Origin of the sequence: Beduinella massiliensis (assembly GCF_900199405.1) — a bacterium.
In the GTDB taxonomy this organism is placed as follows: domain Bacteria; phylum Bacillota; class Clostridia; order Christensenellales; family Aristaeellaceae; genus Beduinella; species Beduinella massiliensis.
The window spans coordinates 2,731,303-2,752,371 of record NZ_LT963430.1 but is presented as its reverse complement, the minus strand read 5'-3'; the positions used below and the strand labels follow the sequence as shown (position 1 = coordinate 2,752,371).

Here is a 21,069-nt window from a genome sequence, read left to right as displayed (position 1 = left end):
AAGGTTACATCAATTTGAAAAAAATGTGTCGATCTTTGCGGCAGGCGCGTAATCTTCGGTCAAAATATGGTATAATTAAAAAAATGTGCCGCGGGAAAAGTCGGACGGTTCGCCGCGGCGCAGGCGTCTTTGTAGGGCTGCCCTTGATTGCCCCGCAGGACACCATGGCGCCGTTTGGCGTCTGAAACGAGGGAGGAAGCAGGATGAATCAGGAAAAGAAGCGGCTTGCCATGGCCGGATGCGGCAAGCTGGCAGGCATCGTGGCGCAGGCGATGGAGCGTGGGCTGCTGGATGACTATACGTTTGTCGGCGCGATGAGCAGAAGCCGCGCGTCGGCGGAAGCGTTCGCATCGCGTGTCGGCTGCGAGGTGGCGGACGGACTGGACGCGCTGATCGATACGCGGCCGGAGATCGTCGTGGAATCGGCATCGCCCGCGTGCGTGCGGGAAATCGCCCTGCCGCTGCTCAAAAAGGGCGTCAGCCTCGTGGTGCTTTCCATCGGCGCTTTTGCGGACACGGCTTTTTACGAAGCCTGTCAGCAGGCGGCGAGGGAGAGCGGCGCGCGGATTTATATCGTTTCGGGCGCGGTAGGCGGTTTCGACGTCCTGCGCACGGTTTTGCTGATGGGCAATGTCGAGGCGTCCATCTCGACGGAGAAGGGGCCGAATTCGCTCAAGGGGACGCCCCTGTACGAGGAGGCACTGCAGCGGGAAAAGAAGCAGGTCTTTTCCGGGACGGCGCGGGAGGCGATCGGGCTGTTGCCGACGAAGGTGAACGTGGCGGTCGCTACCTCGCTCGCCAGCGCAGGCCCGGAAGAGACGCGCGTTTCCGTCACCAGCACCCCGGGCTTTGTCGGGGACGACCATCGCATCGAGGTGAAGGGCCCCGGCGTGCGCGCGCTCGTCGATATATATTCCGAGACCAGCGAGATCGCGGGATGGAGCGTGGTGAATACGCTGCGCAACATCGTGTCTCCCGTGGTGTTTTAATCTGAATCACAAAAGGCGCTGCGCAGACTTTTTCTGCTGCAGCGCCCTTTTCGCGTTATGCGGCGAAATCTTTTTTCTTACGTCCTTCAGGACGCTTGGAGGGAGGAGAGGATGCCGGCGCAAAGCTGGTCGAGCGCGCCCTGCGCATCCGCATTCAGCGAGGATTTGATCGTGACCGTGGGCGAGAGAATCCGCATGTTCTTCATTTCCTCCAGCATCGCGCGCATTTGCTTTGCGCATGCGGGGGCCCAGGTGCCGTTTTCCATCAGGGCGACGGTACGGTTCTGCACGTTGAGAGCCTTCATGTCGTGCAGAAAATTCAGCATCGCCGGATAGACGCCATTGTTGTAGGTGGGCGCGGCCAACACCAGATGGCTGCAGCGGAAGGTTTCCGAGATCAGCGTGGATACGTGGGTGCTGGACACGTCGTACACGGAAACGTTTCGCACGCCCGCCTTTGCCAGTTCGTTCGCCAGCACGTTGACGGCGTTTTCCGTATTCCCGTACATGGAGCCGTAGAACAGCGCCACCGCCTTTTCCTCGGGCTCATAACGGCTCCATAGGTCGTATTTGCCCAGGAAGTAGTCGATGTTCTGGCGCCAGACCGGCCCGTGCAGCGGGCAAATCATTCGGACCTCCGTCCCGGCCAGCTTTTTGAGGGCGCTCTGCACCTGCGGGCCGTATTTGCCGACGATGTTGGCGTAATAACGCCGGGCGTCTGCGAGCCAGTCCTTTTCAAAGTCGAATTCGTCGCTGAAAAGGTTCCCGCTCAGCGCGCCGAACGTGCCGAAGGCGTCCGCAGAAAAGAGCAGATGCTCGCTCTCTTCGTAGGTCATCATGACCTCCGGCCAGTGCACCATCGGGGTCATCATGAAGCGCAGGCTGTGGCTCCCGAGGGGGAGCGTGTCGCCGTCCTTGATCTCGATGGCCCGGTTCCCGGGATCGAGCGCGTAGAACTGACGCATGAATGCAAAGGTCTTGGCGTTGCCGACGATCTTCAGGCCGGGGAATCGGAGCATGAGCTCCTCGATGTTGGCGCAGTGATCCGGCTCCATATGGTTGACCACCAGATAGTCCAGCGGCCGCCCATTCAGCGTGCCCAGCACGTTTTCCAGAAACTGACGGGAGACCGAGGCATCGACCGTATCGATCAGGGCGGTCTGATCGTCCAGAATCAAGTAGGCGTTATAGGTGACGCCGCGGGGGATCGGAAAAAGGTTTTCAAACAGAGAAAGCCGACGGTCGCAGCCGCCGACCCAAACGACGGAATCGCTGATATTCCGCGTGCAGCGCATCGAGTATCGCTCCTTTCTAAAAGCCGGAATCCCGACGGAATCCGGCTGTCCGGCATACCCGCCCTTTGCGGGCGCATACCAACGGCCTTCAAGCGCAGTTCAATACACGCGGGGACGCGGCGGAGTGCCGGAAGCGTCTTTCTTCGTTCGGTTAATGTGAGCATTTGAGGGCGATCGTATCCGCCGCGCAGGTTTCAAAGGGCAAGCAGTTGCAGAATGCTCTGCCGGGAAGGCGCCCTGCGGACTCACTTTATGACCAGATCGAGCTAACCGTAGAAAGGATACACCATTTTTTTGCGAATTTCAAGTGTGGACGGTATTTGCACACTCAAAATACGATCTGAATTGCAGACCGTATTTTTTATTGTTAGCCTCACGCGGAGGGGGCGCCCCGCCGGGTTCTGCGTCACTTCTCGATCTGTGAGAGCGTCGTTTCGATATTGCGCAGCACCTTCTCGCTGAGGCGCGCGAAAGCCTGACGCGTGCGCCCGGCGGATTTGCGCATGCAGCGGACACGCGGGTGGTTCAGCAGCTCGGGATCGCCCAAAGCGCCCTCCGTGTCGCAGAGAAAGAGATTTCGCTCGCAAGAGAGCCAGCGCTTGAAGGGCTCCCTATCAAAGGAGGGACTGAGCCCCGTGTTAAACAGCATCTTGCCGCTGCCCAGAGCCTCAAATTCCGCATCGTGCAGCAGCACGACGAACTTGTTAAGGCAGGTGAAGACGACCTCGCTGCGCGCAAGTAGCTCGCATAGCGGCAGATAGCGCATGCCGCAGGCCTCTGCGTCCGGTTTGGGCGCGCGCGCGTAGTAGGCGATATCCGCGCCGAAGTACCTGAGCGCATCCGCGACCATGCGTCCGCTCGCACCCAGGCCCACAAAACCAGCCTTGATCCCCGTCAGCTCTCGCTGCTCGCCGTCCCAGGGCGCGCAGCCAAAGCCGTGCAGCACCGCGCAAAGCTCGGAGACCGCGTATTCCGCGACGCCCTCGTCGCCATAGTCGCGGATGCCCGTTACGGCGATGCCGTGCGCACGCGCATAGCGGATGTCCACGTTGGCGCTCTCTTCCCCGTAGAGCGAGCAGCACATGCCCACGTAGCGAAGGTTCGGCAGGCGGGAGAGGATGTCCGCGGAGATGGTAGAGGTGGTGGAAATCAGCATAGCGTCCGCGCCTTCGGCGCGGCGGACGATTTCGTCCGGCGTCGCGGGCACGTCACGGTAAAGCATTACTTCCTTGGCGTAACGGTGAAGCGCCGCTTCGGCGCTTTCGATCAGGCTTACCGGCTCGATGGCGACCAGCTTCTGAAACATGGAAAGACTCCTTTGCCTTTTGTTGATGCCCATAGGATACCATCTTTTTCCCTGAACGTAAAGCCATTTCCACTTCAGCCACCGCGTCCTAATCGGTGAAATGACCGCCCTTGTGAAACGCATACCACTTCAAAATGTCCTCTTCCGGGACGGCGCGTAGCGCAAGAAGCGCCTCCCGCGCGGATTGAACGCTGCAGTCCGGCAAGACGCCAAAGCCATCGAGAGAACGATTCTTTTGCTCCGTGAACGATACGGTTTTCACGCAGAACTGCCCCCCCGGCCGAGCGTAAGCAGCGCGGAGGAGAGGTGGGCGCATATCCTAATCCGCATAGGGGTCCAGCAGAGCGGACAGAATGGTTTGATTCAAGCGCATCTCCTCTTTGTTTTGGAATAAACAAAGCGGTCTCGCGCCTGCGACGCGGTACCGCCCTGCGTTGATAGATTTCGCCGTTACGCTTTTTTCCAGCGCTTGAGTTCGGGGAAAAATGCGTTCATCTGCTTGCGCGCTTCCTCGGGCGTCGTGCCGGGGCAAGATTCCACGACAAAGGGGATGCACGTCTCGATCATCGTTTCCATGGTCGTGTCTCCGCCGACGAATGAGCCGTCCTTGTAGCAGTAAGCGCAGTAATCGGGGCTCTTGCTGCCGTCCTTTTCCGTTCCGTATTCGTATTCGTTTCCGGGAAGGTTCATGGGCATGCCGCAGCTCTGGCAAAACTTTGTCTCCGTCATCAGGGGTTCCTCCTTTAAAAATGAATTGAAGGTACGCCCTTATGATACGGGGGTTAACTGGACACCTGCGTGTCAGGTTTTACGATTCCTCATAAATTTTTGCCGTGCGCAACGCGGCGTCTCTCATGAGCTGCCGCGCGGACTTGGGCGAGAGCACCTCCAGCGCGTCGCCGTAGGAGAGCAAAAAGGCAAAGAAGTCGTCGCAGATCGGCGTCTGGGTGTGAACGGTCAGGGAGCCGTCGGGGTTTTCGTGGATCTGCTCCGCCGCAAAGTCGTCCATTGCCCGGAAGGCGGAATCCGCCTGTACCCGCAGGACGACGGGTTCGAGGGGGGCCTTGCCCCAGTAAGCGACGTCGATCGCGGGGAGGTCCGCCATGTCGTCCGGAAAGCTATCCTCCGACATGCGGAGGGCCGACATACGCGAAAGCTTAAACGTGCGGTAGGCATCCTTTTCGCAGCACTTCGCCTGCAAGTACCACGCCGCGGACTTGAAGGCGAGGCGGGCGGGCTTGACGCGGCGTTCGCGGCGAAGCCCATAGGCGCTGCAATAGGTGAACGCGACGACGCGCTTTGCGCGGATCGCCTCGCGCAGGAGGGCGAAGCGCTCGTCCTTTTGTCCGGCTGCGCCCCAGGCGGAGAGGTCCACCTCCAGCCAGTCCTTCGCGCCGCGTTCAAACAGGCCCGACAGCTTGGAAAGCGCCGTGCGCGCGTCTTCTTCCGACGCGGCCAGCCCCTTTACGGCCATGAGCAGCGCGTCCTTTTCGCCGTCGGAGAGCGCCGCGCGGGAGAGCGTGAAGCCCTCCATCAGGGCGATGCCGCCGCCGCGTCCCTGCGAGGCGTATACCGGAATGCCTGCTTCGCTCAGCGCTTCCACGTCGCGGTAGACCGTTCGCACGGATACCCCCAGACGCTGCGCAAGCTCCGGGGCGCTGACCTGCCTGCGCTCGAGCAGCACGTAGAGGATTTCAAAGAGACGGGATGTCATAGCGCTCCTTTCCGCCCTACAGCCGGGCGAGCGCATCCTGCGCGCCCAGAAGCCTGCCGATCAGTTGATGGGTGATGCAAGCGTCCCCGACGTCGCCAATCTCTTCAAAATAGGCGAGAAAGCAGAGCTCCACGTAGAGGCAGCAGCCGGGCAGCGCCGCGCGTTCATCGCCGCTCAGCGGCGAGACGGCTTCGTACCCGCGCAGATATGCGCTAAAGAGCGAGAGCCATGCGGAAAGATTCGGCACATCGCCGCCTTCGTGTGCGAGCACGGCGAGCAGCATGTAACAGATGTCGTACAGCCGCGCGTTCACATGCGCGTGGTCGTTGTCGATCAGGCCGGAAAAGTGTGTTCCTTCGAACAGAACGTTGCCAGGATGCAGATCGCGGTGAATGACCTGGCGCGGAAGCTTCGCGTACAGCGCGCATAGGGCGTCCATGAGGGGTGGCACGCGCGCGTCCACGCCCTGTAAGCGGGAAAAGCGGCGGATTTCGCCCTCCGCGTCGCAGCGGCGGAAGCCGTGCGCGCAGCAGGTTTCCAGCGCCGCGTGAATGCGCGCGCTGACCTCGCCGAGCAGCCGCAGCTTTTCCTCGCCGCCGGGCGCAAAGAATCCGCACAGCGGCGCGCCGGGCAGACGCGCATACAGCGCGTAGGCGGTACCGTCCGGAGCTGTATAAAACGCGTCACCCGTCCGCGTCGGCAGAATCGGAGCGGCCGGCAGTCCGGCCTCCCGGAAAGCCTGAGAGGCGTCGGCAAACGCTTTTGCGTCCTGCAAGCGAGCGAAGGATTTGAGCACGCGGACGCCATCCACGGAAAAGACGCCGTCCGCCAGGGCGTCCATATGTTCGCAGGAAACGTCCCAGGCATTCCCGGGCAGCGCCTTGAACGGCGCGCGGGGATCGCGGCGGCGCTCAAAGACGATGTGCGGCATGTCCACCCCACGATAATGTTTCGTGAACGTAAAAGTGGGGACGAGGCCGTTTCGCCGCGCGACGGCCTGCGAGGCTTCGTTCGTGTCCCGAATGATCGAGCAAATGCATTGCACGCCCAGCACGTCGAACGCGTAGCGCATCGCGCCGGCGGCGGCTTCCGTCGCGTAGCCCTGATGCCAGCAGGCGTATTTGAACAGGTAGCCAATCTCGACCTTCCTGCCCTGCGGCGTATCCTGCAGGGTAAGGCCTGCCTGGCCGACCAGGAGACCATCCTGTTTGCGAACGACGGCGCAAAGCCCGAATCCGTCGCGCGCGTACCGCTCCTGCTGGCGGGAAAGCCAGGAGTGAACCTCTTCGATCGGGAAAGGCCCCTCGTAGGCGGTCATCACGCGCGGGTCCTGCAAAATCTCGCAAAGGTCGGGCAGATCGGCTTCCGTCATCTCGCGCAGGAGAAGGCGTTCGGTTTCAAGAAAGACGTTCAATTTAAATTTCCTCCTCTTGCCTTGACAGCAGGCGCAGCGCATCCTTTCGCGCGGCCTTTACGGCGGTGGGCAGCGGCAGCGCTCGCAGCTCGTCGGCCGTCGCCCAGCGGCAGCCGTCCGGCGCGGGCACGTTCTCCGCCTGAAAGGCGTGCAGCGTCATCTCCCAGATGATGTGGGTAAAGACGTGGCGCGCCGTGCCGAGCGGCGCATCATAGATGGCGGGCACGCCCAGCGCCTCGAGGCGCGCGCAGAGCGCTCTGTCCGTGACGGCGTCTTCAAAGAGCGGAAAGACCCACAGCCCACCGAGCAGGCGTTCGCTTCGCCTTTGCAGCAGCACGCGTCCACCCGAATAGACGACGGCAACGCCCACCTGTATCGAGCGCTGAGGTCGCGCCTTCTTCTTAACCGGGAGCTGTTCCGCGTCGCCCGTTTCGAACGCGTCGCACAGCGCGCGCACCGGGCACAGCAGGCATCTGGGCGCGCCGGGCGTGCAGACGGTCGCGCCCAGCTCCATCATCGCGTTGGTGAAGTCGCCTGTGCGAAGGGACGGCACGAGGCTTTGCGCGCGATCTGCAACCGCGCGCTTCACAGCGGGCTGCGTTACGTCCTCCCGCACGCCGAAGACGCGGGCGACGACGCGCTCTACGTTGCCATCCACTGCGGCCACCCGTTCGCCATAGCAGATCGAGGCCACGGCGCCTGCGGTATAGGGGCCGATGCCGGGCAGTTTTCGCAGCTCTGCGCAGGTGTCCGGCAGATTTCCTCCGTATTCCTGCACGATTTTGCGCGCCGCTGATTGCAGATTGCGCGCGCGGGAATAATATCCCAGGCCCTCCCACGCCTTGAGCACGTCCTCCTCCGGCGCCTGCGCTAACGCGCGCGCGTCCGGAAAGCGGGCGAGAAACCGCTCATAATAGGAAATAACCGTCTCGGCACGCGTCTGCTGCAGCATGATTTCGGAAACCCAGATGGCGTAGGGATCGCGCGTTTCGCGCCAGGGGAGCGGGCGATGCTCCGCGTCGTACCAGGAGAGCAGCGCCTCCGAAAATTCCGTCTTGTTCATGGCAAACCTCCGTCCTGCTATTGTAGCATAGCCGCGCGCGCTGCGCTACGCGGATTTTCGAACGTAGCATGTCGCTGGCAGAAGGAAGCGGAGATCCGGAAAAACGAAGATAACAAATTTCTTAAAAATTTGTGCAATTTTCCCACTTGTCATGAACGGGAGAATGGCTTAAACTATCAGCATGATTTAGCACTCACCTATTGAGAGTGCTAACAACCCCAAACAAGTTTATCATTCCATCAAGGAGGCATTGATTATGAACGTGAAACCGCTTTTTGACCGCGTGGTCATCAAGAACCTCGAAGCTGAGGAGACCAGCAAGGGTGGCATCATCCTGACGAGCAGCGCCAAAGAAAAGCCCCAGACGGCTGAGGTGCTCGCTGTCGGCCCGGGCGGGCTGGTGGACGGCAAGGAAGTTTCCATGCAGGTGAAGGTCGGCCAGAAGGTCATCTACTCCAAGTACGCGGGCACCGAGGTTAAGATCGACGGTCAGGAGCTGATCATCGTTCGCCAGAGCGACATCCTCGCGATCGTGGAATAAGCCTGAACATCCTTGAGTTATAACGAGTGGGAAAGGAAGTAATTATCATGGCGAAGCAGATTATTTTCGGCGAAGAGGCCCGTCACGCGCTTGAGCGCGGCGTCAACGCGCTGGCCGATACCGTGAAGATCACCCTGGGCCCGAAGGGCCGCAACGTGGTGCTGGACAAAAAGTTCGGCGCGCCGCTGATCACGAATGACGGCGTCACCATCGCCAAGGAAGTCGAGCTGGAGGACGCCTTTGAAAACATGGGTGCGCAGCTCGTGAAGGAAGTCGCCACCAAGACGAACGACGTCGCGGGCGACGGCACCACCACCGCCACCCTGCTGGCGCAGGCGATGATCCGCGAGGGCCTCAAGAACCTGGCGGCGGGCGCGAATCCCATGGTGCTGAAGGCCGGCATCGAGGACGCGACGGCGGCCGCCGTCGAGGGTCTCAAGGAGCTGTCCAAGCCGATCGAGGGCAAGGACGCCATCGCGCATGTCGCGGCGATTTCCGCTTCGAGTGACGAGGTCGGCGTGCTGGTTTCCGACGCGATGGAGAAGGTCGGCAACGACGGCGTCATCACGGTCGAAGAATCGAAGACCATGAAGACCGAGCTCAATATCGTGGAAGGCATGCAGTTCGACCGCGGCTACGTCTCCGCCTACATGGCGACCGACACGGATAAGATGGAAGCCGTGCTGGACGATCCGGTCATCCTCATCACCGACAAGAAAATCTCCAACATCCAGGAGCTGCTGCCGCTGCTCGAGCAGGTCGTGCAGTCCGGCAAGAAGATGCTCATCATCGCTGAGGACGTCGAGGGCGAAGCGATGACCACGCTGGTGCTCAACAAGCTCCGTGGAACGTTCACCTGCGTCGCCGTCAAGGCGCCGGGCTTCGGCGACCGCCGCAAGGCCATGCTGGAGGATATCGCCGTGCTGACGGGCGGCACCGTCATCACCGAGGAGGTCGGCCTAGAGCTCAAGGACGCGACCATGAACATGCTGGGTCGTGCGCGTCAGGTCAAGGTCGACAAGGACAACACCACCATCGTCGAGGGCGCGGGCGACAAGGCCGCTATTCAGGCGCGCGTCAACTCCATCCGCACCCAGATCGGTGAGACGACGAGCGATTACGACAAGGAAAAGCTCCAGGAGCGTCTGGCGAAGCTGGCGGGCGGCGTAGCCGTCATCCAGGTCGGCGCGGCGACCGAGATCGAGATGAAAGAGCGCAAGCTCCGCATCGAGGACGCGTTGGCAGCGACCCGCGCTGCCGTCGAAGAAGGCATCGTCCCGGGCGGCGGAACCGCGCTGCTGAGCGTGCTGGGCAGGGTGGCCGCCGAGCTGCCGAAGCACAGTGGCGATGCGAAGACGGGCGTTTCCATCGTGCTGCGCGCGCTGGAGGAGCCGGTTCGTCAGATTGCTGCGAACGCCGGCATCGAGGGCTCCGTCATCGTGGAGACCATCAAGAAGTCCCGCAAGCCGGGCTACGGCTTCGACGCACTCAAGGGCGAGTACTGCGACATGGTTGCACGCGGCATCCTCGACCCGACGAAGGTCACCCGCAGCGCGCTGCAGAATGCAGCATCCGTCGCGGCGATGGTGCTGACCACCGAGTCCCTGGTGGCGGACCTGCCGGAGAAGAACCCCGCGCCCGCAGCGGCCCCGCAGGGCGGCATGGGCGGCATGTATTAATAGCTCATCCCTTCCGAAAATTAGCAGCTTTGTGCCCACACAGCGATCCTGTGTGGGCACTTTTTCCTTTCTATGCTATACTGGGTTTCAGCTTGTATTTGGGGGGATTATGAAGTGGGTACGCTTCTCGTCGTCATCTATCTCGCCTTCATCAGCCTGGGTCTGCCCGATTCACTCCTCGGCGCGGCTTGGCCCGTCATGCGCGTGGACCTGGCGGCGCCGCTTTCTGCCGCAGGTGCCGTCTCGATGATCGTAAGCTTCGGCACGATCGTCTCCAGCCTCATGAGCAGCCGCGTCATTCGCCGCTTTGGCACGGGGAAGGTGACGCTCGTCAGCGTGCTTATGACGGCGTTCGCGCTGCTGGGCTATTCGTTTGCACGCTCCCTATGGTGGCTTTGCCTGCTCGCCGTGCCGCTGGGGCTGGGCGCGGGGTCGGTGGACGCGGCGCTCAATAATTTCGTGGCAATGCACTACCGCGCGCAGCATATGAGCTGGCTGCACTGTTTCTGGGGCATCGGCGCGACGGCGGGGCCGATCATCCTTTCGGCCTGCATGCTGAGAACGGGATGGGCGAGCGGCTATCGCGTCATATCGGTGCTTCAGTTCGCGCTCTGCGCGGTACTGGCCTTTTCCATGCCGCTCTGGAAGCGGGGAGAACAGCCGGAAAAGGCGCAGGGGGAAGAAGACGTCCACTTCGTTTCCAATCGGGAAGCGCTGCGGCTGCCCGGCATGCCGTTTGCACTTCTGTCCTTCCTGTGCTACTGCGGCGTCGAGGTGACGGCCGGGCTGTGGATGCCCAGCTACCTCGTGGAGATGCGCGCACTCGATACGGCTACGGCTGCGGCGTGGGGTTCCTGCTTTTACGGCGGCATCACCATCGGCCGCGCGCTTTCCGGTTTTTTGAGCATGCGACTGGAAGCGCGGCGGATGATCCGCATCGGCTGCGCAGGCATGCTCGGGGGCGCGCTGATTCTCATCCTGCCGCTGCCGGCGCTGTTTTCATTGTTCGGTCTGCTGCTGCTGGGCGTCGGCTGCGCGCCGATTTATCCGAGCCTGATTCACGAGACGCCGCGCCACTTTGGGAAGCGCGCCTCGCAGGCCGCGATGGGGCTGCAAATGGCGGTGGCCTACGTGGGCTCGACCTTCGTGCCGCCGCTCGTCGGCGCCATCGCGGGGAAGGCGACGCTTGCGGTCGTGCCCGCGGCGCTGCTGCTTTTGACGCTTGCGCTGCTCGGGTTCAGTGAAGCGATTGAGCGTAAAATTCGATGATGGAGCGCATGAAAGGCTCCTCGCTGTCAAGCGAGGGGCCTTTTTACATGGTTTCTTTCGGCAATTCCGACATGATCCGCGTGCCCGGCAGCATAATAAGCCCAGAAAAACAGGCGGCCGGGAAGCATGGAGGAGGGACGCGGCAATGGAAGAAACGCGGGAGAAGGTCATCGTGACGGCGCTTATCGCGGCGCTTTTGGCGGCGCTGGTCTTTATCGGCGCGCTCGTGCAGGAACGCACGGCACGGGGAAGCCGCAGTTTTGTGGATGCCCAGTGGGTATTTGAGCAGGAGGCGCTGCAATGATATATCTTCGCATGATGGAAACGGTGGAATGCGGCGTGCGGGACGAACTTCGCGTGAAAGACGTCTGCGATACCCTCTGCGACGCGCGGATCGACCTGGAAGATGTGACGGTTTCCGTTCCCAAGGAAGCGGGCGTCTACTGCGTACAGGCGATGCAGGTCGTGCGGGCGATCAGCGCGCGCTATCCGGGAGAACAGGTTTCGCTGATGGGGACGGGTACCACCCTCCTGACGCGCAGGCGCGACAAGCGGAAAAAGGGATTGGCGCTGCGCACAGCCGCCGCGTTTCTCGTCTTGCTCGCGGGCAGCGCGCTCGCGATCATGTGGTTCCACGCGGACGTCAACATGTTCGAGGCGCAGAAGGAGATGTACCGTGCGATCACCGGCGGAGGCGAGCCCTCCGCGCTGCTCGTAGCGCTGCCGTATGCGCTCGGCGTCGGCCTCGGCGTCGCCTTTTATTATGCCCTGATCGGAAAGAAAACCATCTCCCCGCTGGATGTCAAGCTCTCCGAATACAAGATGTCCATCCTGAAGGAGCGCGCGGCCAAGGAGGAACAGCGCGGTGAATGAGGCGCTGGCGCTCTTTTTAGCGGTCGTCGCGGGCGGAATGGTGGGGCTTTGCAGCGCTGCGTTTTACACGGTGCTCAAGCTTCCCATGCGGGTCATGCACGTATGCGGCGTCGAAGGGGACGCGGTCAGCGCCTGGGCGCTAACGCTGGGCATCACCGGAGCGACGCTGCTTTCCGCTATGCAGTGGTCGCTTCACCTTCCGTCCCTGGCCTTTGGGGTCGCGATGCTCCTCGCGGGCCTCTTTACGGGCGGGCTTGCGGCGGCGCTGAGCGAGATACTGGACGTGCTCCCTTACACATTGGACCAGCTGCACCTGGGCAGATCGGTGACATGGCTGCTCTGGGCTCTGGCAATCGGAAAGATGATCGGGGCATTTTGTGGGACCGTGTTCGTGAAATAAACAAAATTCCACTCGAAAAGAGACGATTTCGAGTGGAATTTTTAGAATATGCAATATGTTTTGGAGGGATTCGGCGGCGGTTCATGAAAAATGCAATCAAAGGGAATCCTTTTTCTATCCGTGCTAAGCGAGAAAGGAAGGATTGACATGCCGCAAATATTCGGGTACGTGCGCGTATCCGCCAGGGATCAGAATGCACAAAGGCAGCTGATCGCACTGGAGCCTTACAAGATCCCCGGGAAGAACCTGTACCTCGACCAGGCCAGCGGAAAGAATTTCGACAGGCCCGCCTATCAACGTCTGCTGAAGAGGATCCGGGAGGGCGACCTCGTTTACGTCAAGAGCATCGACCGGTTAGGGAGAAACTACGATGAGATCATCGAGCAATGGCGCTATATCACAAAAGACAAAAAAGCAGACATCATGGTCATCGACATGCCTCTTTTGGATACGCGCCGGGGGAAGGATCTCATCGGGACGCTCATCTCCGACATCGTACTGCAGCTGCTCAGCTACGTGGCGCAGACCGAACGCGAGTTTATCCATCAGCGTCAGGCAGAAGGGATCGCGGCTGCCCGCATGCGTGGGAAGAAATTCGGGCGTCCACGGGTATCGATGCCGGAAGAATTCTGGCGTTTGAAAGAGGAATGGGAGGCTGGCAGGATTTCGGCCCGCCAAGCGGCGAGGTGCATCGGCGTTTCCCACATTACGTTTTTGAATAGGGTTCATGAACAAAATGCTCAAATTCAGGAAATTGGTAAATAAAGTAGACATTTCTTATGTATGCAAGAAAGTGAGTTGGATGTAATGGATACACAAACAAAATACCAAAAATACAGATCATTTACTCGATAAATGATGTTTTCTTATTCTACCACAGTTTGGACAGAAATGTCTACTTTTTGAGACAAAGGACAAATGATAAGCATGGCTGAGAGGACTAAAGAGACGACAAGAACATGCGGTGCGGGTATTTTACCCCCCTTTAAGGGCTTACGCCCCATCTATTGTCGTACGGTTGTCGCAGTCAGGCAGGGCTTATGCTCGCCATCGCGACAAAGGGAACGATGGGCGGGCCTGTTTTAGCGTTAAAAAACATCCGATGAGGAACACGCCGGAAGATTCGCATGGGGGAAGTACGATGAGCAGAACAGAGCACCGGCCGCATTCGAGGCACGCCGCATTCAAAGCGCTGTGTGCCTTGCTGGTTCTTGCGTTGATTTGTGCCGCCGCGTACTGGGGCGGAAGACGCCTGGAAATGTCGACCTACAAAGGTAAAGAAGTGCGCGGCGATCTTTCGATGCACGATGAGGATCTCCGCCTCGTCACCTATGGAGACCGGCAATATGCGTATAACGAGCGCCTGACGACGGTGCTCTTCATGGGCATCGATCGGGGGGCTTCACGTCCCGGCTCGACCTCGGGCTTTCGCAACGGCGGCCAGGCGGACTTCCTGATGCTCGCGATTATCGACCCGGTGAACAAGACGCTCACACAGCTGCACATCGACCGCGATACCATGGCGCCGATTACAGTGTTGGGCGTCTTGGGCAACGAAGCGGGAACCAAGGACGCGCAAATCTGCCTCTCTCATGGCTTTGGAGACGGCAAGGCGCAGAGCTGCGCCTTTACGGTCAACGCCGTCAGCAAGCTGCTTTGTGGCGTCGACATCGATTTTTATGTCGCGATGGACATGGATTCCATTCCGATTTTGAACGACGCGGTAGGCGGCGTGACCGTAACGCTGGATGAGGACTTCACCGCTTTTGATCCTGCGATGAAGCTCGGGGAGACAGTCACCCTGTATGGGGAGCAGGCCGAGATGTTCGTGCGTTGGCGCACAGACGTGGGCGACGGCACGAACGCGTCCCGTATGCGCCGCCAGCGTGCCTACATGAGCGCCATTTCGGATGTGCTCAGTAAGCGCATTGAGGATAACGCAAACTTTGTAGGCCATCTGTACGACGAGATAGGCGATCACCTGCTGACGAACATGAGCCGAGGCAGAATGATAAACGAAGCCAATCGGGCCGTTCAATACGCGCAAAGGCCGACGCTTGAGATCGAAGGAGAGCACGGCATCGGCATCGACGGGTTTATGGAATTTCACGCCGATCAGGCGAAGCTGGAGAAGCTCGTGCTCGATACGTTTTATCTGCCGCATGACCGATAAACAGCCCGAAAGCCGCAAGGCTTTATGATAAATTTCAGTTTCTTGATTCGTATGGTTGGCTAGCCGCCATGCGGAAAGGAGGAGATACCCATGAAAAAGAAGATTGTTGCGCTCGCTCTTGCCCTTGCAATGGTATTTTGCATGGCAAGCATCGCTTATGCGGTTCCGAGCAAGACCACTCCGGATATGGTAAAGCCGGTAGAGGTAAAGTCCACTACAGGCGTGCAGATCAAGCCGGATTTCGCGCTGAACACGGTTCAGGACGAAAAGACCGACAAGATCCTTGCGGAAATCCAGACCTTCGTTGCGACGGTTGCCGCTGCGCCCGTCAAGTACTTTGATGCAGACGTGCAGCAGGCCATCGCCGAGAAGCTGCCCGCGGGCACGAACCTGAACTACCTGAAGATGAACGAATTCGTGGCGATTGAAACCAAGAATTTCGATACGTCTTACGGCGATGTGGAAACGAAGATTCAGGTCGCGTCCACCTATACCAACGGCCAGAAGGTCGTCGCTGTCGTCGGCTATGTCGGCGCGGACGGCAAGATGGTTTGGGTTCCGATCGACGCGGAAGTTGAGAACGGCCTGGTAAAGGTCGTGTTCCCGGCTGACGTGCTCGAAGCCATCAACAATGGAACCGCTTCGCTCGCCATTCTGAGCGAGTGAAACGTGGGCGCGGGTTTCACCGCGCCGCGTCCGGACGGCAACGCTGACATGTCGCCTGCCGTAAGAGGGACGCATTCATAAACCTTCGCAGTTTTCGGGTCTGCCGCCATTCCGTTTCAGCGGAATGGCGCAGAGCATTTACAATTTTCAGATGTTGGGGGAGCATATGGCTGCTATGGAGAATGGGCAAAAAATCAACAGGCAGGAACCGTTTTTTGAGGAAGGCGGCGACGGCGAGCAGGAAATCGATCTGATCGAGCTGTTCTACCGGCTGCTGGAAAAGATGAAATATATCGTCCTCGCTACGCTGAGCGGCGCGATTCTGGCAGGCGTCATTTCCATATTCCTGCTTACACCGATCTTTGAATCCACGGCGAAGCTGTACGTGCTCAACTCCAATGATTCAGCCGTCAATTTATCCGACCTTCAAATCGGTACCTATCTGACCAGCGACTATCAGGAGGTGTTCAAGACCTGGGAAGTCCATGAACGCGTGCTGGAAAAGCTAGGCCTGGATTACACCTACAAGCAGCTAAATGAAATGCTGACGATTACCAATCCGAACAATACGCGCATTCTTTACATCACCGTCAAATCTCCCAGTCCGCAGGAGGCGGCACTTATCGCCAACGCGTATGCGGACGTGGTGCGCGAATATATCGCGGAAAAAATGGCTACGGAAAAGCCCAATATCCTGTCGAAAGCTCTGGAACCGACCCTTCCGGTCAGCCCAAACAAGACGCGCAACGTACTGCTGGGCGCTCTGCTGGGTGCTCTGCTGGCCTGTGCAGTCATCACCGTGCAATTTATCCTGGACGATAAGATCAAGTCGACGGACGACATCATGAAGTATGCCGGCATGCCGACGCTCGCGGTCGTTCCGGTTCTCAACGATAAAAGTCTGCGCAGTGCGCAGAATGGCCTCTCCGGCAAGAAGAAAAAGGCGGTGAAGAAATGAAGACGCTTGAACTGACCCGCTTTGCCGGCTTGGATTATTCCTGCAACGAAGCGCTCAATACCCTTTGCACCAATTTATCGTTCGCAGGAAGCGACGTAAAGAAGATCATGATGACGAGCTGCCATGCGCAGGAGGGCAAGAGCTTTTTGACGATGGCCCTGATGCGCTCTCTCGCCAATATCGGCAAGAATGTCGTGCTCGTGGATGCCGACCTTCGCCGTTCCATGCTTGCCAGTCGCTATGGCGTCAAGACAGACGGAAAGCCGCTGGGGCTGACACATTATCTGGCCGGTATGTGCCCGATGGACGACATCCTGTACAAGACGAACATCGAAGGGGCCTATATGATCCTTTCCGGCCGCGACGTGGCAAATTCCCTTACGTTGCTCAGTACAGAGCGCTTCCCGAATCTCCTGGACGCGCTTTCCAGAATGTTCGACGTCGTTCTCGTGGATTGCCCTCCGGTCGGCGTGATCATCGATGCCGCGCAGATCGCCAAGTCCTGCGATGGCGTGGTCTTCGTCGTATCGAACGACAGCGTTACCCGCAGGGAACTGGCAGATGCGAGGCATCAAATTGAAAAGACCGGTTGCCCGATTTTGGGTGCGGTTCTCAATAAGGTCACCTTTGATACGCACAGCTCGAAGAAGTATTATTACAAGACCTACTATAACCATTATGCGGATGGATATTATGAGAGCGCGCAGACCAAAATCCGCCGCAGCAGTGCAACGGTAAAGAGCAAAGGGATTAAAGGAACGAACGCAAAATGAATCGGTTTACCGATATCCATCACCACCTGACGTACGGCGTCGACGACGGGCCCTCCGCGTGGGAAGGAACGGAACGAATGCTTCTGGCAGCCTACAAGAATGGCATCGGGAAGATCATCGCAACGCCTCACGTGAGCCCCGGACGCAGGGAATTCGATCTGCCGGATTATCTATCCAAAGTAAAACAAATGAATGCGTATTGCGCACAAAAGGGGTTGCCCCTTTCGATCTATTCCGGCGCGGAGATTTTCTATACGGAAGCGACGCTTCGCTTTCTGGATGCGGGCAGGATTCCAACCCTCGCGGGGACGCGATATGTCTTGCTGGAATTCAAACCGGATGTAACGTTTGACTGGATATACGCTGCGGTTCGAACGCTCATGAACGAGGGATACTATCCCGTTCTGGCGCACATCGAGCGTTATGACTGCCTTGTGCGGCATGTCGAACGGGTCTACGAGCTGCGGGATTTTCCAAACCTGCGGCTGCAGATAAATTGTTCAACCGTCATCAAACCTCATGGATTCTTCTTTGTCAAGAAGTTTTGTGAAAGACTCTTTCACGAGCAGATGATCGACTACGTGGCCACGGATTCTCACAATACTCACGCTCGTGCCGTCAATATGCGCGAGGCTTATCGGGTATTGCGGGAGCGATATGGCCTTCGCTATGCCGCGCAGCTGACGGACCTCAACCAGGAAGAGATTCTCAACCTATCTGTACAGTAGAAAAGACAGAATGCCAAGACTGTTTGAGGGGAAAAGAAGAACGCAAAGGGTGTGCAAAGTGCAGAAGAGGGAAGATAGAATGGAGCGAAGTTTGCAGGCCGAAGCCATGGAAAGCCCGGTGGTGATCCATCGGGAGCATGAGCTTAAAAGTCATCGCAAATACTGGCGCGTCAAGCGATTCCTGGACGTAATGCTGTCAGGAACGGCCCTGATCGTGTTATCTCCAATACTTCTCGTCATTTCGCTCGTGATCGTCCTTGACGATCCCAAGGGCGGGCCGATCTTCAGCCAGAAACGTTGCGGACGAGACGGTGTGCTCTTCGATTTTTATAAATTTCGCACGATGGTGGTGGATGCGGAGGAACGACTGTTGGAGCTTCAGCACAAAAATGAAATGGACGGTCCGGTTTTTAAGATCAGGGATGATCCGAGGATTACCCGCGTGGGACGCTTTCTACGAAGGACGAGCCTCGACGAGCTGCCACAGCTTTGGAACGTATTTCGGGGCGACATGTCGATCGTCGGTCCGAGGCCGGCGCTGCCGCGGGAGGTACAGAAATATAACGCCTATCAGAGACAGCGGCTGTATGTAACGCCGGGGTTGACGTGTTACTGGCAGGTGACGCCGCATCGGAATGACTGCACGTTCGACGAGTGGGTAGCGTTGGATGTGAAGTACATAAAGGAGCGGACGCTTTGGATCGATTTTAAGCTGGTTTGGAAGACGATCCGCGTAATGCTGACGGCGGAGGGGGAATAGAGCGCTGGATGCTGGTTTGTAAGGATGAAGTATGGGCTGGTCATTTAAGAAGCGGTGCGGATAATAACAGGAAGAAACGTGAAGAAAATATTGAAACCGAAATGGGACAGAGAATTACATGATATCTCAAATGAAACCGCACGCTGGATAATCGCCTTAAACAGCTGTGCGGTTTTCGGCGTTTATGGGGGGATATGGAATAGGGCATATCGATAGTTGTTCATGATTTCGTAAATGTGTGGGAAGTTAAAAATTATGGGCTAAGATGCTTACCTACTCATATTAATGCGGAAAGGTTAAAAGAATCTTGGAAAGCAAGAGAAGCAGGTTTTTGGGGGATGAGTAGATTTTGAGTTCAGATGAAAGATACGCTGTGACAATAGAAAATATTAATTGCCAAAATGATGATCACGTGGAGGACCAATCAACGGAAGCCTCCGATTTGGGACAATATATCAAAAAATATTTGGTGGAAAAGAATTGAATTGGACAGCAACGCTTGACGCAGAGGTTACGTATAGAGTTGCGGTTTTTGTTGTAATTGCGGGGCCTACAAATGTCTACCCTTTATAAAGTGTTTTGAATTAAGGCTTGTTTTGTACATAGGGGAAAATATTTTGGTGTTGGGCAGACCTGTATAGATGCTGCTATCATTGGGAAAATTAAAACATTTTCGTGAAGTGTACACCTACATAATAGTGGTCAATCAGAACTTGGCAAGAAAATATGTACAAAACACGATTGAAATCCACAATGTTTCTCCGACCTTTAGGGGCAGAGGGGATTAAGGGATTCAATGTTTCTCCGACCGTAAGGGTAGACCTAGGATGATGAGGTGTAGAGTTGGAACAAATGCACAGTTGGAATGGCCGGTAGATGGATGATTTATGTGCAAAGTGACTATTAAGGATAATGCTTGAAGAATCTGTTCGAAAAGCAACAGATTTGTGTACACCTTGACGGGTCTACACGACAGGAAAATGTTTTAGAAAATGTTGATTGCGTGGTCTGGGCAGGTGTAGACGATAAGGAAATGTTTTACGCATTGCTTGCTCTAAGCAACTGCTTAGTGATGAGTAAAGAATGGAAGTCTGCACTACACGAAAATGTTTTGAACATAAGCAATAGATGAACTTGTACAGGTATAGGCGAAATGAAAATGCTTTACTCATTCACACGCTTTGTTAGATACCGTCAGACACAGCAGTTAACCACACAATTTTGAAAACTGAAATTAAACCGACAATCGTAGAGTTATTGGGCATTGTCGGTTTTGAATATATATAGGCAATTGAAACAATTACAGATAACATAACCACGCAGGTTATGACTTGTGTTCAAGAAAAAGGAGCAATACTTATGAGTATCGTGAACTTAGAAAATAAAACCGTTCTGGTAACTGGCGCAGCAGGATTTATTGGCAGTAATCTTGCACTTCGCCTTTTGAAAGAGATTAACGGCGTAAAAGTCATTGGTATCGACAATATGAACGACTACTATGACGTTTCGCTGAAGGAATATAGATTGAAACTGCTGGAAAAGTACGAGAACTTTGTTTTTGTGAAGGGCAGTATTGCGGACAAGAGCTTGATTACTTCTATCTTTGAGGAGCATAAGCCGGAGGTTGTGGTGAATCTGGCGGCGCAGGCTGGTGTACGCTATTCCATCACCAACCCAGATGCCTACATTGAGGCAAACCTCATCGGTTTCTACAATATCCTAGAGGCCTGCCGACATTATCCGGTGGAACATCTTGTGTATGCCTCCAGTTCTTCTGTTTATGGAAGCAATAAGAAGGTGCCATACAGCACGGATGACAAGGTGGATAACCCAGTATCTCTTTATGCCGCTACCAAGAAGAGCAATGAGCTGATGGCTCATGCTTATTCCAAACTCTACAACATCCCGTCCACAGGTCTGCGTTTCTTTACAGTATATGGTCCTGCAGGTCGCCCGGACATGGCTTACTTTGGCTTTACGAACAAGCTACGTGAAGGAAAGAAAATCCAGATCTTCAACTACGGCAACTGCATGCGTGACTTCACCTATGTGGACGACATCGTCGAGGGCGTCATCCGTGTGATGCAGAAGGCTCCCGACTGGGCAACTGGCGAAGATGGTCTGCCGCTGCCGCCTTATGGGGTATACAACATCGGCAACAATAGCCCAGAGAACTTGTTGGAGTTCGTGGACATTCTGCAGCAGGAGCTGATCCGCGCGGGTGTTCTACCGGAAGATTACGATTTCGAAGCTCACCAAGAGCTGGTTCCGATGCAGCCTGGTGACGTGCCAGTGACTTATGCAGATACGACTGCACTGGAGCGTGACTTCGGATTTAAGCCGAGTACCAGCTTACGGGATGGCCTGCGGAAGTTTGCAGAATGGTACAAAGAGTTTTATTTGTAAATGACACATTTTGAAATAAGCACATCGAAGCAGATGACTTCCTGAATCATGGTAGTCAGAGA

General features: G+C 57.1%; 22 protein-coding genes. 15 read left to right on the top strand and 7 right to left on the bottom strand.

Annotation, left to right across the window (positions count from 1 at the left end):
- Nucleotides 1-203: 203 nt before the first annotated feature.
- Complete coding sequence (locus C1725_RS13370; protein ID WP_102412082.1) at nucleotides 204-989, top strand: aspartate dehydrogenase domain-containing protein; 786 nt, start codon at nucleotides 204-206, stop codon at nucleotides 987-989.
- Nucleotides 990-1,075: 86 nt separating this feature from the next.
- Here C1725_RS13370 and C1725_RS13365 read toward each other — a convergent pair whose 3' ends face one another.
- The 7 genes from C1725_RS13365 to mutY all read right to left on the bottom strand — a co-directional run bounded on the left by C1725_RS13365 (nucleotide 1,076) and on the right by mutY (nucleotide 7,781).
- Complete coding sequence (locus C1725_RS13365; RefSeq protein ID WP_102412081.1) at nucleotides 1,076-2,284, bottom strand: oxygen-binding di-iron domain-containing protein; 1,209 nt, start codon at nucleotides 2,282-2,284, stop codon at nucleotides 1,076-1,078.
- A 406-nt stretch (nucleotides 2,285-2,690) separates the two neighbouring features.
- The gene (locus C1725_RS13360; RefSeq protein ID WP_102413341.1) at nucleotides 2,691-3,590 is read right to left on the bottom strand and encodes an NAD(P)-dependent oxidoreductase; all 900 of its coding nucleotides are present in this window, start codon (nucleotides 3,588-3,590) and stop codon (nucleotides 2,691-2,693) included.
- An 88-nt stretch (nucleotides 3,591-3,678) separates the two neighbouring features.
- The gene (locus tag C1725_RS19430; RefSeq protein WP_346026669.1) at nucleotides 3,679-3,852 is read right to left on the bottom strand and encodes a hypothetical protein; all 174 of its coding nucleotides are present in this window, start codon (nucleotides 3,850-3,852) and stop codon (nucleotides 3,679-3,681) included.
- Nucleotides 3,853-4,040: 188 nt separating this feature from the next.
- On the bottom strand, nucleotides 4,041-4,319 hold the full coding sequence (locus C1725_RS13355) for a zinc ribbon domain-containing protein (protein ID WP_102412080.1): 279 nt from the start codon (nucleotides 4,317-4,319) through the stop codon (nucleotides 4,041-4,043).
- 79 nt (nucleotides 4,320-4,398) lie between these two features.
- On the bottom strand, nucleotides 4,399-5,304 hold the full coding sequence (locus C1725_RS13350; RefSeq protein WP_346026668.1) for a helix-turn-helix transcriptional regulator: 906 nt from the start codon (nucleotides 5,302-5,304) through the stop codon (nucleotides 4,399-4,401).
- 16 nt (nucleotides 5,305-5,320) lie between these two features.
- The gene (locus tag C1725_RS19425; RefSeq protein WP_346026667.1) at nucleotides 5,321-6,718 is read right to left on the bottom strand and encodes a GNAT family N-acetyltransferase; all 1,398 of its coding nucleotides are present in this window, start codon (nucleotides 6,716-6,718) and stop codon (nucleotides 5,321-5,323) included.
- Between the two features lies 1 nt (nucleotide 6,719).
- Nucleotides 6,720-7,781, bottom strand: a complete 1,062-nt coding sequence (mutY, locus tag C1725_RS13340; protein ID WP_102412078.1) for an A/G-specific adenine glycosylase — start codon at nucleotides 7,779-7,781, stop codon at nucleotides 6,720-6,722.
- Nucleotides 7,782-8,037: 256 nt separating this feature from the next.
- On the opposite strand from mutY, the gene C1725_RS13335 reads away from it, so the two are divergent.
- From C1725_RS13335 to C1725_RS13270, 14 genes are all read left to right on the top strand, one after another.
- A complete protein-coding gene (locus tag C1725_RS13335) occupies nucleotides 8,038-8,322 on the top strand; it encodes a co-chaperone GroES (protein ID WP_102412077.1) in 285 nt (94 codons plus the stop codon).
- Nucleotides 8,323-8,369: 47 nt separating this feature from the next.
- Nucleotides 8,370-10,001: a chaperonin GroEL gene (groL, locus tag C1725_RS13330; protein ID WP_102412076.1), complete on the top strand. Its 1,632-nt coding sequence runs from the start codon at nucleotides 8,370-8,372 to the stop codon at nucleotides 9,999-10,001.
- A 114-nt stretch (nucleotides 10,002-10,115) separates the two neighbouring features.
- The gene (locus C1725_RS13325; RefSeq protein WP_346026666.1) at nucleotides 10,116-11,270 is read left to right on the top strand and encodes an MFS transporter; all 1,155 of its coding nucleotides are present in this window, start codon (nucleotides 10,116-10,118) and stop codon (nucleotides 11,268-11,270) included.
- 145 nt (nucleotides 11,271-11,415) lie between these two features.
- A complete protein-coding gene (locus C1725_RS19420) occupies nucleotides 11,416-11,574 on the top strand; it encodes a hypothetical protein (RefSeq protein ID WP_346026665.1) in 159 nt (52 codons plus the stop codon).
- Nucleotides 11,571-12,143, top strand: a complete 573-nt coding sequence (locus tag C1725_RS13320; protein WP_102412074.1) for a stage V sporulation protein AA — start codon at nucleotides 11,571-11,573, stop codon at nucleotides 12,141-12,143. The genes C1725_RS19420 and C1725_RS13320 overlap by 4 nt, the downstream gene beginning before the upstream one ends.
- Nucleotides 12,136-12,543, top strand: coding sequence for a stage V sporulation protein AB (locus tag C1725_RS13315; protein ID WP_102412073.1), 408 nt, complete (start codon nucleotides 12,136-12,138; stop codon nucleotides 12,541-12,543). Before C1725_RS13320 ends, C1725_RS13315 begins: the two co-directional genes overlap by 8 nt.
- Nucleotides 12,544-12,690: 147 nt before the next feature.
- Complete coding sequence (locus tag C1725_RS13310) at nucleotides 12,691-13,308, top strand: recombinase family protein (RefSeq protein ID WP_102412072.1); 618 nt, start codon at nucleotides 12,691-12,693, stop codon at nucleotides 13,306-13,308.
- A gap of 493 nt (nucleotides 13,309-13,801) precedes the next feature.
- The gene (locus C1725_RS13305) at nucleotides 13,802-14,716 is read left to right on the top strand and encodes an LCP family protein (RefSeq protein WP_346026664.1); all 915 of its coding nucleotides are present in this window, start codon (nucleotides 13,802-13,804) and stop codon (nucleotides 14,714-14,716) included.
- A 90-nt stretch (nucleotides 14,717-14,806) separates the two neighbouring features.
- Complete coding sequence (locus C1725_RS13300; protein WP_102412070.1) at nucleotides 14,807-15,382, top strand: hypothetical protein; 576 nt, start codon at nucleotides 14,807-14,809, stop codon at nucleotides 15,380-15,382.
- Between the two features lie 166 nt (nucleotides 15,383-15,548).
- Nucleotides 15,549-16,340: a YveK family protein gene (locus C1725_RS13295; RefSeq protein ID WP_346026663.1), complete on the top strand. Its 792-nt coding sequence runs from the start codon at nucleotides 15,549-15,551 to the stop codon at nucleotides 16,338-16,340.
- Complete coding sequence (locus C1725_RS13290; protein ID WP_102412068.1) at nucleotides 16,337-17,113, top strand: polysaccharide biosynthesis tyrosine autokinase; 777 nt, start codon at nucleotides 16,337-16,339, stop codon at nucleotides 17,111-17,113. Before C1725_RS13295 ends, C1725_RS13290 begins: the two co-directional genes overlap by 4 nt.
- A complete protein-coding gene (locus C1725_RS13285; protein ID WP_102412067.1) occupies nucleotides 17,110-17,841 on the top strand; it encodes a CpsB/CapC family capsule biosynthesis tyrosine phosphatase in 732 nt (243 codons plus the stop codon). The genes C1725_RS13290 and C1725_RS13285 overlap by 4 nt, the downstream gene beginning before the upstream one ends.
- Before the next feature lie 79 nt (nucleotides 17,842-17,920).
- Entirely contained in the window at nucleotides 17,921-18,601 is a 681-nt protein-coding gene (locus C1725_RS13280; protein ID WP_346026662.1) for a sugar transferase, read from the top strand.
- Nucleotides 18,602-19,960: 1,359 nt separating this feature from the next.
- Nucleotides 19,961-21,007, top strand: a complete 1,047-nt coding sequence (locus C1725_RS13270) for an NAD-dependent epimerase/dehydratase family protein (protein ID WP_102412066.1) — start codon at nucleotides 19,961-19,963, stop codon at nucleotides 21,005-21,007.
- Nucleotides 21,008-21,069: the final 62 nt, after the last annotated feature.